Genomic DNA, 13,785 nt, shown 5'->3' with positions numbered 1-13,785 from the left:
CGGGTGTGAGCGGCCGCGGGGGTGCCGGTGCGCAGGCGCCGGTGCGCCTGGTGGTGGTGGGCGCGGGTCCGCGCGCCGTCATGCTGCTCGAGCGCCTGCTGGCCCGCCGCACCCCGCACACCGGGGCCCTGCACATCACGCTCGTCGACCCGCACCCGCCCGGCGCCGGCCGCATCTGGCGGCGCGAGCAGTCGCCGCTGTTGAAGCTCAACTCGATGGCGCGCGACGTCACCGTCTTCACCGACGAGACCTCCACCATCGACGGGCCGGTGCGCCCCGGTCCGTCGCTCATCGAATGGGCAGAGCTCGTGCGCGGCGGCGCGCTCCCCGGAGCCGTGATCGACGACCCGGGCATCGCGGCCGAGCTCGCCCAGCTGCGCGGCGACAGCTTCCCCACCCGACGCCTGCACAGCTGCTACCTCGACTGGTTCTGGCGCACCACCGTCGCCGCCGCGCCCGACGGCGTCGTGGTGCGCTGGCACCGGGGCACCGTCCGCGGGGTGACCGAATCGGCGGATGCCGGCGGCCGGGGTGCGGGCGGGGCGGGCGGGACTGGCGGGGCGGGGTCGAGTTGGGCCGATGAGGGGCAGCGGCCGGGCGGGGCCGCACGGTTCACGGTGGCCGTCGACGACGGCATCCGGCTGCCCGCCGACCTCGTCGTGTACGCCGTCGGGCACAACGGACGGGAACCGGAGGGGCAGACCCGCGAGCTGATCGCCGCGGCCGCGCGCGCCGGCCTCACCTATGTGCCGCCCGCCTTCACCGCCGACGCCGACCTCAGCGCCCTGCCGGCCGGCGGCGACGTGATCGTGCGCGGGATGGGGCTGGCTGCCGTCGATGCCATCGTGCTGCTGGCCGAAGGCCGCGGCGGGCGGTTCTCCCCCGCCGCCGACGGCACGCTGCACTACGCGCCGTCGGGCCGCGAGCCGCGCCTGCACCTCGGGTCGCGTCGCGGCGTGCCCTACCGCTCGAAGGTGTCGTCGACGATCCAGGGCGATCCGCCGGCGCGCGAGGTGCTCACCGCCGAGGCGATCGCTGCGCTGCTGGCTCGGCCCGGCACGATCGACTTCGCCGTCGACGTCTGGCCGCTCATCGCGCAGGAGCTCGTCTGGGGGCACTACCGCGAGCTGTTCACCGGGCACCCCACGCGGGTGGATGTGACGTGGGAGCAGTTCCGCCCCGTTCTGCGCGAGACCGCGGGCGACGTCGAGGCCCTCCGCCGTGCCGTGGCCGCCGTCGTCCCCGATCCGCTCGACCGCTTCGACGTGCCGGCCCTCGACCGCCCGCTCGGCGACGAGGTGTTCGCCGATGCCGATGCCGTGCACGACCGCATCCGTCGGCACATCGGCGACGACCTGGTGCTGCGCACCCAGGCCGAGCGCAGCACCGCGCAGGCGCTGTTTCTCACCGTGCTGCTGTCGTTCATGGCGCTCGCCGAGATCCCGACCGAGCGCTGGAGCGCGCGGTCGCGGGCTGTGGACCTTCCCGTCACCTGGCACACGTTCTTCAGCTACGTCGCCTCGGGACCGCCCGCCCACCGCCTCGAAGAGCTGCTCGCGCTCGCCCGCGCCGGAGTGGTGCGCTTTCTCGGGCCCGACGTCACGGTGCGGCTCGATCCCGACCGCGGGTTCGTCGCCGCCTCACCGCGCGTGCCGGGCGAGGTCACCGCCGGATACCTCGTCGACGCGTGGCTGCCCGGGTCGGGGGCGGCCGTCAGCGACAACCTGGTGCTGCGCGAACTCGCCCTGCGGCACGGCCGCGAACTGCAGGTCGCCGACGCGCAGTTCCGCGGATCGCTCGGCCGCATCGACGTCGACGACAGCGGACGCGTCCGCGGCCCCGACGGCACCCCGCACGACCGGCTCTTCGCGATCGGACCGTTCACCTCGCTCACCGAGGCGGGCGCATTCACCCGCCCCCGCGCCGATTCGCTGTCGCTGCGGCAGACCGACCGCATCGCCGGTGCCGTCGCCGAGGCCGTGGATGCGGTCGCGGGTGGGCGTGCGGGGGCGGGGGCGGTGCCGGTGGGTGCCGAGTCGAGGGCTGCGGGTCGGTCGGAGGCGGTGCCGGGGGGTCCGGTGGCCGTGGGTGCCGAACACGCGGATGCGGGGCAGCGGGAGGCGGAAGTCCGCCACGTCAAGGGGCTCACCCGACGCGGCGATCGCGCCCAGACTCTGGTGTGAGGAAAGGACTCGCCATGACCGAGCACCAGAACGACCCCGCCGACTCCCCCGAGACGCCCGACGCGGTCGCGACCCCCGCGCCGTCCGGTGACGAGACGACCGCGGCCGCGACCGGCGACCCCGACCACTACGGGCAGGACGGCGGCCGCGACACCCTCACCGTCAGCGGCGCGCAGCAGCAGGCCGCCGGCGACGCCGAGCAGAACGTGCCGGCGATGTCGCAGAACAACGCGACCGACGACGAGAAGATCGACGGCATCGTGAAGCAGACCCGTCAAGACCTCGCCGGCGCCGACCACGACGAGATCGTGCGCGTGTTGCGCCAGCGGTTCTCCCAGACGGGTGTTGCCGTGCCCGACGACGCGCGCGTCGACGAGTTCGCGCGCTGGGTCGCCGGGCGCTGACCCGGCACGGGGTCGCCGGGCGCTGAGCCCGGCGGGGGCGCGGCCCCTGGCATCCGCGGGTCGTCAGCGCGCGAGGGCACCGCGGGTGGCCCACCGCCGCATGGCCGCGTAGGCGGTGGAGCGCGGCTGCGGCGCCGACAGGAACACGTCGTGGATCGCGCCCGGAATGCGCGAGAGGGTCACATCGGTGCCGATACGCGTGGCCGCGCGGGCGATGTCGTCGACGACGAGCACCGAATCGGTCTGCGTCATCGCGGGCGTCCACTGCAGCGGGGGCGTCCAGCCGGTCGAGAGCAACGTGAGCACCGGCGCACCGGCATCCACTCCCCCGGCGATCTTCGCCTGTCCGGCGACGACGGCCGCCAGCCAGCCGGGATGCGTGGCAAACCCGCGCTCGGGGCGCCAGCCGTCGGGGATGTCGGGCAGCGTGCCGAGCTCCCGCTGCGCGCGCGTGTAGAAGCCGAGGTCGACGTCGGGGTGCGCGCCCAGCGGGTCGAAGCGGGCGCGCGCCTGGATGAGCGGCGCGAGCGCCTGCCGCCCGAAGCCGCCGACCTGCAGTTCGAGCCAGGGACTGTTGAGCACGAGTGCCGCCGCCGCACCCGGATGCCGCGACGCCCACAGCGTGAGCGTCAACCCTCCGGTGGAGTGGCCCAGCAGCACCAGCCGCCGGCCGTCTCCCATCACCGCGCGGGCCGCGGCGATGTCGTCGTCGTACTGGTCGAGCGAGGCGATGTAGCCGGGGGTCTGCCCGGGGCGGATGCTGCGCCCGTACTTGCGCAGGTCGAGCGCGAAGAACCGCGCGCCGAGGGTGTTCCAGAACCGCGCGAGGTCGGTCTGGAAGAAGGCATCCGACCAGCCGTGCACGTGCAGCACGTCGACGTCGCGCAGCGGACCGGTCAGCGCCGCGATGCCCCGCGCCACCGAGCGCACGAGCGTCGCGACGACCGGCCCTTCGGCATCCGTCCCGAGGTCGAGGGTGCGCTGCTCGAACGGCGCCCCCAGCACATCGGGACCCCAGCCGTCAGACATGACGCCAGCCTACGGCCGCCCCCGCACCCCCGCACTCCGGTGCTCCGCCCGGCGCCCCGCGCCTCGTGCTTCCCTGCACCTCGTGCTGCCACCCCGCCGAGTGTCCAAGACACGCGGATGCCGTCGCGCCGATGCCGCGTGTCTTGGACACTCGACCTGTGGGTCGAGCCAGACCACCGGCCACCCGGAGGGAACGAGACCCCGCGCACTGCGCACCCCGAGCACGCGCCGCCCCGCGCTGCCTACGCCCCGCACCCTGAGCGCTCCTGACGCCCCGCGTCGCCTACACCCCGCCGAGTGTCCAAGACACGCGGATGCCGTCACGCCGATGCCGCGTGTCTTGGACACTCGACCTGGGGGGGGCAACAACCCAAAGGGCCCAGAGCCCAAGCCCGGAAGCCCCCGCCCCCGAGACCCCCGGGGCCCCTACTCCCCGCGGGAGACGCGGACCATCTCGTCGCGCTCGACGAGCTTGATGCGGGCGCGGCCGTGCGGCTCGCCGAGGGCGACCTCGTGCTGGTCGAGGCGGTGCCACCCGTCGAGGTCGGTCCAGCGCACGCCGCGCTCGGAGAGCAGGCGCGTGATGGCCTCGGGCGACGGGTCGGCGGGGGTCCACCACGACCCCTGATCGTTGATCAGGTGGCTGATGGTCTCCATGGCATCCGACTTCGTGTGGCCGATGAGGCCGACGGGGCCGCGCTTGATCCAGCCGGTGGCGTAGACGCCGGGCACGCGCTCGTTGGAGTCCTTGTGCAGCACCTGTCCCTCGTGGTTGGGGATGACGCCGTGCTTCTTGTCGAAGGGCACGCCGGGCAGCGGCGAACCGAAGTAGCCGACGGCGCGGTAGACCTGCTGCACCTCGATGCGGCGCAGCTCGCCGGTGCCGACGACTCCGCCCTGGCCGTCGGGCTTGGTGCGCTCGTAGACGATGGCGCTGGCGCGTCCGGTGTCGTCGGTCTCGATCTCGACGGGCTTGGCGTAGAAGTGCAGGTGCAGCCGGCGCGAGGCCTCGCCGCCCTCGCCGTTGACCGACGGCCGCTTGCGCCACGACTGCAGCACGCGGTCGATGACCATGACCTGCTTGTTGGAGGTGACCGCGGCCTTGGAGGCCTCGTCGTAGTCGAAGTCCTCGTCGTAGACGACCATGTCGACGTCGCGCAGCTCGCCGAGTTCGCGCAGCTCGAGCGGCGTGAACTTCACCTGGGCGGGGCCGCGGCGACCGAACACGTGCACGTCGGTGATCTGCGACGCCTCGAGACCGGCCTGCACGTTGGCGGGGATCTCGGTGGGCATGAGGTCTTCGACGTGCTTGGCGAGCACGCGGGCCACGTCGAGGGCGACGTTGCCGACGCCGACGACAGCCACGGATGCCGCATCCAGCGGCCACTCGCGGGGGAAGTCGGGGTGCCCGTCGTACCAGCTGACGAAGCCGGCCGCGCCGAACGAGCCGATCGCGTCGATGCCGGGGATGTCGAGGTCGGCGTCGCGGATCGCGCCGGTGGCGAAGATGACCGCGTTGTAGTGCTGCTTGAGGTCGTCGAGGGTGATGTCCTCGCCGAAGCGCACGCCGCCGAAGATGCGGATGTCGCCGCGGTCGAGCACGTCGCGCAGGGCGTTGATGATGCCCTTGATGCGCGGGTGATCGGGGGCGACGCCGTAGCGCACCAGCCCGTACGGGGCGGGCAGGTGGTCGAACAGGTCGATCGACACGTCGAACTTGCGCTCGGCCTTCAGCAGGATGTCCGCGGCGTAGATGCCGGCGGGTCCGGCGCCGACGATGGCCAGCCTGAGCTTGGTCATGGGAGTGCTTCCTTCGGTGGGGCGGTGCGTGGGCGCGCGGTCAGCTGGACCGGTCGACGACCACGTGGGCGAGCTTCTCGAGCGCGTCGCGCACGGCGCCGTGCGGCAGCGGTGCGAGCGCGGCGATCGCGGCATCCGACCACTCGTAGGCGCGGGTGCGCGTGGCCTCGGTGACGGCGTGGTCGCGCAGCTGCGTCATCGCCTCGTCGAGGATGGCCGGGTCGGCGCCGTCGGCGATGCGGGCGACGCCGTCGTCGATGGTGGCCTTGAGGGCGCGGGATGCCGGGTCGGCGGCGCGCGCGAGCAGCAGGTAGGGCATGGTGGGCACACCAGCCCGCAGGTCGGTGCCGGGCACCTTGCCGGTCTCGGCGGGGTCGCTGGAGAGGTCGATCACGTCGTCGAGCAGCTGGAAGGCGATGCCCATCCGCTCGCCGTAGGCCAGCAGCGGCGCCTCGAGCTCGGCGGGCGCGTCGGAGAACAGCACGCCGGCCTGCGCGGATGCCGCGATGAGCGACCCCGTCTTGTCGGCGAGCACCTGCAGGTAGAAGTCGACGGGGTCGTCGCCGCCCTGGGCGCCGACGGTCTCGTGCATCTGGCCGAGCACGAGCCGCTCGAACGTGTCGGCCTGCAGACGGATGGCCCGTTCGCCGATCTGGGCCATGAGCTGGCTGGCGCGCGAGAAGAGCAGGTCGCCGGTGAGGATGGCGACGCTGTTGCCCCAGACGACGTGGGCGCTCGGAACGCCGCGGCGCTTGTCGGCGCCGTCCATGACGTCGTCGTGGTAGAGCGAGCCGAGGTGGGTCATCTCCAGGGCCGTGGCTCCCGCGATGACCTGGTCGGTCACGCCGGTGCCCAGCTGCGCGGTGAGGAGGGTGAGCATGGGACGCACCCGCTTGCCGCCGGCCTCATAGAGGTAGCGGGTCGTGGAGTCGGCCAGCGCATCGGTGACGCGCAGCTCGGCGGCGAGGTTCTCCTCGACGCGGTCGAGGCCCTCCTCGACGATCGCGAGCAGCTTGCGCATGCGCGGGCCCGCGAGAACACGCTCGGTCAGACCGAGGTTCGCAGTCAGGCGCGCGCCGGGCGCGGAGGGGCTCGCAGTCACCGTCACAGCCTACCGGGACAGCCGGGGAGCGGACGTGCCCCGCTCAGACGGCGAGGGGCTTGCGGGCACGGTGCAGCGCGACGATGCCGAAGGTCAGGTCGCGGTGGGCGACCTCGCCCCAGCCCGACTCGCGGATCCAGCCCGACAGGGTGCGCTGGTCGGGCCAGTCCTGGATCGACTCGTTGAGGTAGTCGTAGGCGGGCGAGTTGGAGCTGACGGTCTTGGCGACCACGGGCAGCACCCGGTCGTTGTAGAACCGGTACAGCGACGCGAAGGTGCGGTTCTGCGGGTGGGAGAACTCGCAGATGACGAGCTTGCCGCCGGGGGCGGTGACCCGCAGCATCTCGGCGAGCGCCTTCTTCGGCTCGTTCACGTTGCGCAGCCCGAACGAGATCGTCACGGCGTCGAACGAATCGTCATCGAAGGGCAACGCGGTCGCGTCGGCCTCGACGAAGGAGAGGTTGGGCAGGTCGCCGTGGCGGCGGCGCCCCTCGGCGAGCATGCCCGGCGAGAAGTCGGCGGCGACCACGTCGGCGCCGCTGCGGGCGAGGCTCACCGAGCTGGCACCGGTGCCGGCGGCCAGGTCGAGCACGCGCTGACCGGGCTTGGGGGCGACGGCGCGCGTCGTGGCGATGCGCCACAGCTGGTCGTTGCCCAGGCTCAGCACGGTGTTGGTGCGGTCGTACGCCTCGGCGACCTCGTCGAACATGCCGCTCACGCGTGCGGCATCCTTGTGCAGGTCGGCTCGGTTGTCGTCAGCGGCCATCGGCGGATGCCTCCTCGGAAGCGGTAACAGGGGTGGTGGATGCGGGGGCCTCGGGCGCGAGACGTGCGAGCACGTCGAGCCAGTGCGCGGCGGTGCGGGGGTCGAACGGCGCCTCGTGGGCGGTGACGCGGCGCTCCAGGTCGACGGCGACCTCTTCGAGCCGGGCGACGATGTCGAGCGGGTACCCGAAGGCGACGCGGTGCTCGTCCCACTCGTCGCGGTCGTCGATCCAGATGCCGCGGGGCTGCTGGTCGATGACGTCGAGGTCCATGTCGATGCCGGTGGGTTCGGCGCCGTCCCAGACGGCATCCCACGCGAGGTCGATGTAGACGCGGGTGCGGTGCCCGGTGTCGTTCATCGTCAGCACCCATTCACCCGACGGCGGCAGCAGGCTGACGTTGGGGTGCTCGACGATCATCTCGCGGCCGGTGCGGGCGCTGCGCATGCCGACGCGCTGGCCGAACCAGTCGCCCCAGCGGTCGGAGCCGAGGTACACGCACTCGTGCACCCAGTGGGGCGAGCCGTCCCACTTGCGCCAACGGAACTCGAGCGCGGTTCCGGCGGCGGGGCGAGTGGTCACACCTGCGAGTCTAGGCTGGAGCGGTGACCCGTTCGCCGCTCGCCCCCCTGCGTCTGCGCGTCGTCACCCGAGAGACGGATGCCGTCGACGACATGCTCGAGTTCGCTTCGCCGGCGGATCCGACGGTCTGGTCGCGTCGCGGCGACGTGCTGGTGGGGTGCGACCCGATCCACGAGTACGCGGGCACTCCTGGCGCGCCGATCTCCGAGATCGCCGACTGGTGGCGCGGCGTGGCCGACGCCGCCGAGGTCGACGACCCGATCGGGCTGCCGGGCACCGGCCTCATCGCCTTCGGCGCGCTGCCGTTCGCGTCCGGGTCAGCGCGCACCGCGCGCCTGACGATCCCGAGCATCGTCATCGGTCGTCGCGGCGACCGCCACTGGGTCACCCGCATCAGCCGGCTCGATGCTCCTGAGTCGGGGGCTCTTGAGCCCGGCGCGCCCGAGCCCGACGCCGCCGCGCGGGATCTCGACGCCGCCGCGCCCGACGCCCTCGCCCCCGCAGCCCCCCAGCCGACCCCCTACGGCACCTACTGGGCGCCGACCATCGCGCCGGGCACGCAGAGCCCCGAGGGGTATCAGGCCTCCGTGCGCGCCGCGCTCGATGCCATCTCCGCGGGCACGGTGGAGAAGGTCGTGCTGGCGCGCGACCTCGTCGGCTCGATCCCGGCGGGCTCCGACCTGCGCCGGCTCGTGCGCGCCCTGGCATCCGGGTACCCCGACACGTGGACCTACGCCTACGACGGCCTCATCGGGGCGAGCCCCGAGACTCTCGTGACCGTCTCGGGCGGCACGGTCACCGCGCGCGTGCTCGCCGGCACGATCGCCCGCGGCGCCGACGCCGACGCCGACACCGCAGCCTCGGTCGCCCTGGCCACCAGCGCGAAAGACCTCGACGAGCACGAGTACGCGGTGCAGAGCGTGCTCGCCTCGCTGCGCCCGCACACCAGCGCGATCGTCGCGCAGGAGCAGCCGTTCATGCTGAAGCTGCCCAACGTGTGGCACCTGGCCACCGACGTCGAGGGCACACTCGCCGATGCCGGGTCGGCGCTCGATCTCGTCAGTGCCCTGCACCCGACCGCCGCGGTCGCCGGCACCCCGACCCCGGCCGCCCTCGCCCTCATCGACGAGCTGGAGCCCTTCGACCGCGGCTACTACGCCGGCCCGGTGGGCTGGATCGACGGCCACGGCGACGGCGAGTGGGCGATCGCGCTGCGCTGCGCGCAGTTCGACCTCCGCACCGCCGGGGCGGACGCCGCCGACCGCATCCCGTTCACGGCGCATGCCGGCGCGGGCATCGTCGCCGGCAGCAACCCCGAAGCCGAGCTGCTCGAGACCCGGGTGAAGTTCCGGCCCATCGTCGACGCCCTGGCCTGACCCCATCGCCTCGCGCCCTGGGCGAATCGGGGTCGCAGCACGCGGCCTCAGCCACTCGGATGCCACCTGTCGGGACCCCGATTTCGCGCGTGCGCAGAATCGGGGTCGCAACACGCGGTCTCAACCCTGCGGATGCCGCACGTCGAGACCCCGATCTCAGGTGGCGGCGAGCCGGGCCCGCTCGGCCGCGACGTCGAACGACGCGACCGGCCACTGCGGGTCGATGCCTTCGAGGGCATCCAGCAGCAGTGCCTGCACCGCCAGCCGCGCGTACCACTTGTGGTCGGCCGGCACCACGAACCACGGCGCGTGGTCGGTGGAGGTGCGCTCGAACACGGTCTGGTAGGCGGCCATGTAGTCGGGCCAGAGCTTGCGCTCGTCGACATCGCCCGGGTTGTACTTCCAGTGCTTGTCGGCGCGGTCGAGCCGCTCCATGAGGCGCGCCTTCTGCTCGTCGTGCGAGATGTGCAGCATCACCTTGACGATGTGCACACCGGCATCCGTCAGTCGCTTCTCGAAGTCGACGATCGCGCCGTAGCGCCGCTCGATCTCTTCGTCGGATGCCAGTGAGCGCACCCGCCCGATCAGCACATCCTCGTAGTGCGACCGGTCGAACACCCCGATGTACCCGGCCTTGGGCACCTCCTTCTCGATGCGCCACAGGAAGTCATGGGCGAGCTCTTCGTCGGAGGGCTTCTTGAACGCCTTGAGGTGGATGCCCTGCGGGTCGGTCGCGCCGATGACGTGGCGGACGATCCCGCCCTTCCCGGCCGAGTCCATCGCCTGCAGCACGAGCAGCAGCGACGGGGCGTCGGGGTTCTCGCGGCTCTGCGCGAACAGCCGCTCCTGCAGCTCGTCGAACTGCGCGGCGCCGGCCTCGAGGTCGGCGGCGGCGTGCTTCTTGCCGTGGTCGTACCCGGGGGTCGCGTGCGGGTCGACGTCGTCGAGTCGGAAACCCTCGCCCACGCGCAGCAGCACGGCGGGGTCGGCGGTCCAGTCCTTCTGGCTTCGTGCGGTCATGCGCCCATCCTGCCGTCTCCGGCGGCGAAGAGCCCGGCGAAGAACGCCGTGGCGTCGGCGGCGACCCGATCGCGCGCGCGGTGCGGGTCGGCGGACGCACCGAGGAACTCGTAGTGGCCGACCTCGGGACCGAGGCTGCGACCGGATGCCGTCGGCACCGCGTCGAGGTAGCGCCGCGCGTTGTCGGCCGGCACGGCGTTGTCGTCGGCGTCGCCCCACCACAGCATGAGGGGCGCCGTGATCTCGCCGAGGCTCGCGGTCTCGACCAGCGGTCCGATCGACGGCGCGATGGCGAACGCCCCGCGTACGCGGTCGTCGCGCAGCGACACCGATCCGTCGCGCGCGTGGGCGAGCAGCTCGGGCACCGGGGCGCGCTCGTGCAGGCTCGCGATGAGATCGGGGAACTCGGGCAGCGGCGGCAGCGGTGCCTCCCCGGTCAGCACGGCCGTGGCGACGTAGGGGTCGATGCGGGCGCCGAGCAGCGCCATCGCCGTGTAGCCGCCGAGCGAGAAGCCCGCGACGCCGACGCGACCGGCATCCACATCGCCCCGCGTGGCGAGCAGATGCCCGAGCAGGAACGAGAGGTCGCGGGGTCGCTCCCACACGAGCGCGAACCCCTCGGGCAGATAGGCGGGCTCGGCGGCCGTGTTGCCGTGGTGGTCGACGCCCGCCACGAGGATGCCGTCGGCGGCGAGCGGCTCGGCCAGCCAGGCGAGGTCGCTCACGCGTCCGCCGGTGCCGTGCGAGAGCAGCACCACCGGATGCGGGCCGTCACCGGGCGGTTCCCAGACGGTGACACGGATCGGGCGGGCGCCGTCGCCGTCCCAGCGGGGGCGCGACGGGTCGACGATGACCTCGGGCATCCGCCGATTCTAGGGCCGCGGCGCCGCGCGGGCGAGAGGTCGATCGGCCCCTGGGCGACTCGCGGGCTCAGCGGTCGAGCACGACCTCGATGAGCTGGCGCCCGGCGACCTGACCGGTGAGGGCCTGGTCGAGGGCGGCGCGACCGGTGACGCTGACGTACTCCCAGCCGTAGGCGCGGGCCAGCGGCTCCAGCTGCACGGCCTGCGGGGTGTACAGCACGCGGTCCATCGCGGCCGGCGGGGCGACCTGCGCCACCTCGAGTCCGTCGAAGATCGTGCCGCCGTGATCGTTGCCGACGATCACCTGGATGCGCGGAGCCGTCTCGTCGGGCGGCAGCAGCAGGGCGCCGACGTCGTGCAGGAAGGCCACGTCGCCGATGAGCACGCGCGTGACGCCGGGGGCGCCGCGCTCCTGGCTGGCGATCGCGATGCCCATGCCGGTGGCCACGGTGCCGTCGATGCCGGCCAGCCCGCGGTTGGAGTGCACCGGCACCTTCTTGCCGCCGAGCAGCTCGTCGGCCACGCGCACCAGGCGCGACGACGCGAACAGCAGCCGGTCGTGCGGCCAGGTCGCCCGCCACACGGCATCCACGAGCGCAGCACGGTCGATCGGTGCGCGGATCGCGCCGAGCTCGGCGGCGATCGCCCCGAGACGCGCCTGCGGGTCGGCGGAGGCGAGCCCCGCGCCGTCGGGGGCGGCGGGGCTGAGATCGACGGATGCCGCGCGCGAGGCGCGCATCCAGTCGCCGAACCAGTCGCGGTCGGCGGGGCCGACGGCGGCGACGACCTCATCGACGGCGATGGTCGCATCGTTCAGGTTGAGCGGCTCGCCCGGCCCGCGCACCGCCAGCACCTCGACGTCGCTGCGGGAGAGCAGCCGCACGATCTCGCGGCTGAGGGTCGGGTGGCCGAAGACGACCGCACGCTCGACCCGTCCGCCCAGCTCGGGGTCGGACAGCAGCGCACGGTAGCCGTGCACGATGTTGCGGCCGAAGCGGGCGCCGCTGACGATCTCGGCGACCAGCGGCCACCCGCCGGCGTGGGCGAGCGCTTCGGCGGCCGGGCCGGCATCGGCCCCGGCGACGACGATCGTGCGGGGGCCGCGCTCGAGCACGAAGGGGTCGCTCTCGGGGTCGGCGGGGACGTCGGCCTCGCCGATGCCGCCGCCGCCCTGGTAGAGCGCGCCCGACGGCTCGGGCTCGACGAGCGGGTCGGCGACCTCGTCGAGCGAAGGCTCCGGCGCCGTCAGCGCCGTCGCCGGTGCGCCCAGCCACGGCGGCAGCACCCCCGCCAGCGGCTCGCGCAGCGGCACGTTGACGTGCACCGGGCCGGCGGGGCGGGTGCCGGCGCCCAGCGCGGCGGCCACGGCATCCGCAGCGACGGTGCGCAGCATTCCCGAGGCCTCGCCGGTGCCGTCGGCATCGACCTCGTCGGGCACGGGGAGGTCGGCCTCCAGGCGCATGTTCGGCGCGAACATGCCGGGCTGGCGGGTGGTCTGGTTCGCGCCGACGCCGCGCAGCTCAGGCGGACGATCGGCCGTGAGCAGCAGCAGCGGCACGCCGGAGTGGTGGGCTTCGAGGGCGGCGGGCAGGTAGTTGGCCGCGGCGGTGCCCGACGTGCAGATGAGGGCCGCCGGCATCCCCGTCTCGCGGCCGATGCCGAGCGCCGTGTAGGCGGCGACGCGCTCGTCGATGCGCACGTGCACCCGCGCCAGCCCGCGGGCATCGAGCTCGGCGGCCACCAGTGCGAGCGCCTGCGAACGCGAGCCGGGACTCACCACCAGATGCCGCACGCCCAGCTCGACGAGGCGCCCCAGCAGCGCCGCCGCGGCGTCGGTCGCCGGCGCGCGCCCGGGATCAGGCGTCGCCGACATCAGCTGCGGGTGGGCCGGTCGTCGTCGCCGGTCGCGGGAGGCGTGCGCGGGTCTTCGTCTTCGGCGTCGAGGGCGGCCAGCTCCTCCTCGAGGCGGCGGATGCGCTCGTCCTGGTCGGAGACCGAGCCGATCGTGCCGAGGAAGTCGGGGTCGTCGTCGGGGGCGCGGTAGACCGGCGCGACCCGACGCGACGAGCGGCCGATGACGAACCAGAGGATGCCGCCGACGACCGGCAGCAGCACGACGATGAGCACCCACACCGGCTTGCTCACCCCGCGGTGGCGGGTGGGCGGCTGCAACGCGCAGTCGACGATGCTGTAGACCCAGAACGTGATCGCCAGCAGCGCCAAGATGAGATACACACGCGCCACGGCTCCATCCTAGGCGCGCTGCGGGCCTGCCAGGCGCGGGGGTGCGCGGAACGGGGCCTGCCAGGCGCGCGGGGGTGCGCGGGAACGGCATCCGCCGGGCGCGCGGGGGTGCGCGGGAACGGCATCCGAGAGCCCGCCTAGACTGGAATGATGCGCATCCGTTCGACCGCCGTGTTCACGGTGCTGCGTCTGCTCGCCTTCCTCGTGCCGTTCGGGATCATGATGCTGTTCCCGATCCTGCGCGAGTACTACTGGCTGGCGGCGATCTTCGCCGCCCTCATCGGACTGAGCCTGTCGATGCTGCTGCTGCGCCGCCCGCGCGAAGAGATGGCCGGCGACCTCGAAGAGCGCCGCGCGGCACGCACCCGCCGCACCGTCGCCGAAGACGACGCCGCCGCCGAAGACGCCTGATCGCCCG

General features: G+C 73.5%; 13 protein-coding genes. 4 read left to right on the top strand and 9 right to left on the bottom strand.

Annotated features, from left to right (window positions below):
* The first annotated feature begins 5 nt into the window (after nt 1-5).
* On the top strand, nt 6-2,183 hold the full coding sequence (locus tag N3K63_RS10815; RefSeq protein ID WP_261580187.1) for an FAD/NAD(P)-binding protein: 2,178 nt from the start codon (nt 6-8) through the stop codon (nt 2,181-2,183).
* Between the two features lie 14 nt (nt 2,184-2,197).
* The gene (locus tag N3K63_RS10810) at nt 2,198-2,587 is read left to right on the top strand and encodes a hypothetical protein (RefSeq protein ID WP_261580186.1); all 390 of its coding nucleotides are present in this window, start codon (nt 2,198-2,200) and stop codon (nt 2,585-2,587) included.
* 63 nt (nt 2,588-2,650) lie between these two features.
* Here N3K63_RS10810 and N3K63_RS10805 read toward each other — a convergent pair whose 3' ends face one another.
* The 5 genes from N3K63_RS10805 to N3K63_RS10785 form a co-directional block, all read right to left on the bottom strand.
* Nucleotides 2,651-3,616 carry an alpha/beta hydrolase gene (locus N3K63_RS10805; RefSeq protein WP_261580185.1) on the bottom strand — a complete coding sequence of 322 codons (966 nt, stop codon included), beginning with the start codon at nt 3,614-3,616 and terminating at the stop codon, nt 2,651-2,653.
* Between the two features lie 426 nt (nt 3,617-4,042).
* The gene (locus tag N3K63_RS10800; protein WP_261580183.1) at nt 4,043-5,416 is read right to left on the bottom strand and encodes an FAD-dependent oxidoreductase; all 1,374 of its coding nucleotides are present in this window, start codon (nt 5,414-5,416) and stop codon (nt 4,043-4,045) included.
* 40 nt (nt 5,417-5,456) lie between these two features.
* Nucleotides 5,457-6,518, bottom strand: a complete 1,062-nt coding sequence (locus tag N3K63_RS10795) for a polyprenyl synthetase family protein (RefSeq protein WP_261580182.1) — start codon at nt 6,516-6,518, stop codon at nt 5,457-5,459.
* A 43-nt stretch (nt 6,519-6,561) separates the two neighbouring features.
* Nucleotides 6,562-7,284 (bottom strand): bifunctional demethylmenaquinone methyltransferase/2-methoxy-6-polyprenyl-1,4-benzoquinol methylase UbiE, encoded by a 723-nt coding sequence (gene ubiE, locus N3K63_RS10790; RefSeq protein WP_261580181.1) that lies wholly within the window; start codon nt 7,282-7,284, stop codon nt 6,562-6,564.
* Nucleotides 7,274-7,864 carry a hypothetical protein gene (locus N3K63_RS10785; RefSeq protein WP_261580180.1) on the bottom strand — a complete coding sequence of 197 codons (591 nt, stop codon included), beginning with the start codon at nt 7,862-7,864 and terminating at the stop codon, nt 7,274-7,276. Before N3K63_RS10785 ends, ubiE begins: the two co-directional genes overlap by 11 nt.
* 23 nt (nt 7,865-7,887) lie before the next feature.
* Here N3K63_RS10785 and N3K63_RS10780 point away from each other — a divergent pair, with 23 nt between their 5' ends.
* Nucleotides 7,888-9,240, top strand: coding sequence for an isochorismate synthase (locus N3K63_RS10780; protein WP_261580179.1), 1,353 nt, complete (start codon nt 7,888-7,890; stop codon nt 9,238-9,240).
* A gap of 156 nt (nt 9,241-9,396) precedes the next feature.
* Here N3K63_RS10780 and N3K63_RS10775 read toward each other — a convergent pair whose 3' ends face one another.
* The 4 genes from N3K63_RS10775 to N3K63_RS10760 all read right to left on the bottom strand — a co-directional run bounded on the left by N3K63_RS10775 (nt 9,397) and on the right by N3K63_RS10760 (nt 13,367).
* A complete protein-coding gene (locus tag N3K63_RS10775; protein WP_261580178.1) occupies nt 9,397-10,260 on the bottom strand; it encodes a PPK2 family polyphosphate kinase in 864 nt (287 codons plus the stop codon).
* Nucleotides 10,257-11,123 carry an alpha/beta hydrolase family protein gene (locus N3K63_RS10770; protein WP_261580177.1) on the bottom strand — a complete coding sequence of 289 codons (867 nt, stop codon included), beginning with the start codon at nt 11,121-11,123 and terminating at the stop codon, nt 10,257-10,259. Before N3K63_RS10770 ends, N3K63_RS10775 begins: the two co-directional genes overlap by 4 nt.
* A gap of 67 nt (nt 11,124-11,190) precedes the next feature.
* Nucleotides 11,191-12,996: a 2-succinyl-5-enolpyruvyl-6-hydroxy-3-cyclohexene-1-carboxylic-acid synthase gene (menD, locus tag N3K63_RS10765; RefSeq protein ID WP_261580176.1), complete on the bottom strand. Its 1,806-nt coding sequence runs from the start codon at nt 12,994-12,996 to the stop codon at nt 11,191-11,193.
* The gene (locus N3K63_RS10760) at nt 12,996-13,367 is read right to left on the bottom strand and encodes a PLDc N-terminal domain-containing protein (protein ID WP_261580175.1); all 372 of its coding nucleotides are present in this window, start codon (nt 13,365-13,367) and stop codon (nt 12,996-12,998) included. Before N3K63_RS10760 ends, menD begins: the two co-directional genes overlap by 1 nt.
* Before the next feature lie 150 nt (nt 13,368-13,517).
* Between N3K63_RS10760 and N3K63_RS10755 the strand changes: the two genes are divergently transcribed.
* The gene (locus tag N3K63_RS10755; RefSeq protein WP_261580174.1) at nt 13,518-13,778 is read left to right on the top strand and encodes a DUF4229 domain-containing protein; all 261 of its coding nucleotides are present in this window, start codon (nt 13,518-13,520) and stop codon (nt 13,776-13,778) included.
* The last annotated feature ends 7 nt before the right edge of the window (nt 13,779-13,785 follow it).

The sequence above is a fragment of the Microbacterium festucae genome, assembly GCF_025421715.1.
In the GTDB taxonomy this organism is placed as follows: domain Bacteria; phylum Actinomycetota; class Actinomycetes; order Actinomycetales; family Microbacteriaceae; genus Microbacterium; species Microbacterium festucae.
The sequence above is the reverse complement of the archived record's forward strand: the minus strand, read 5'-3'. Positions and strand labels throughout refer to the sequence as shown.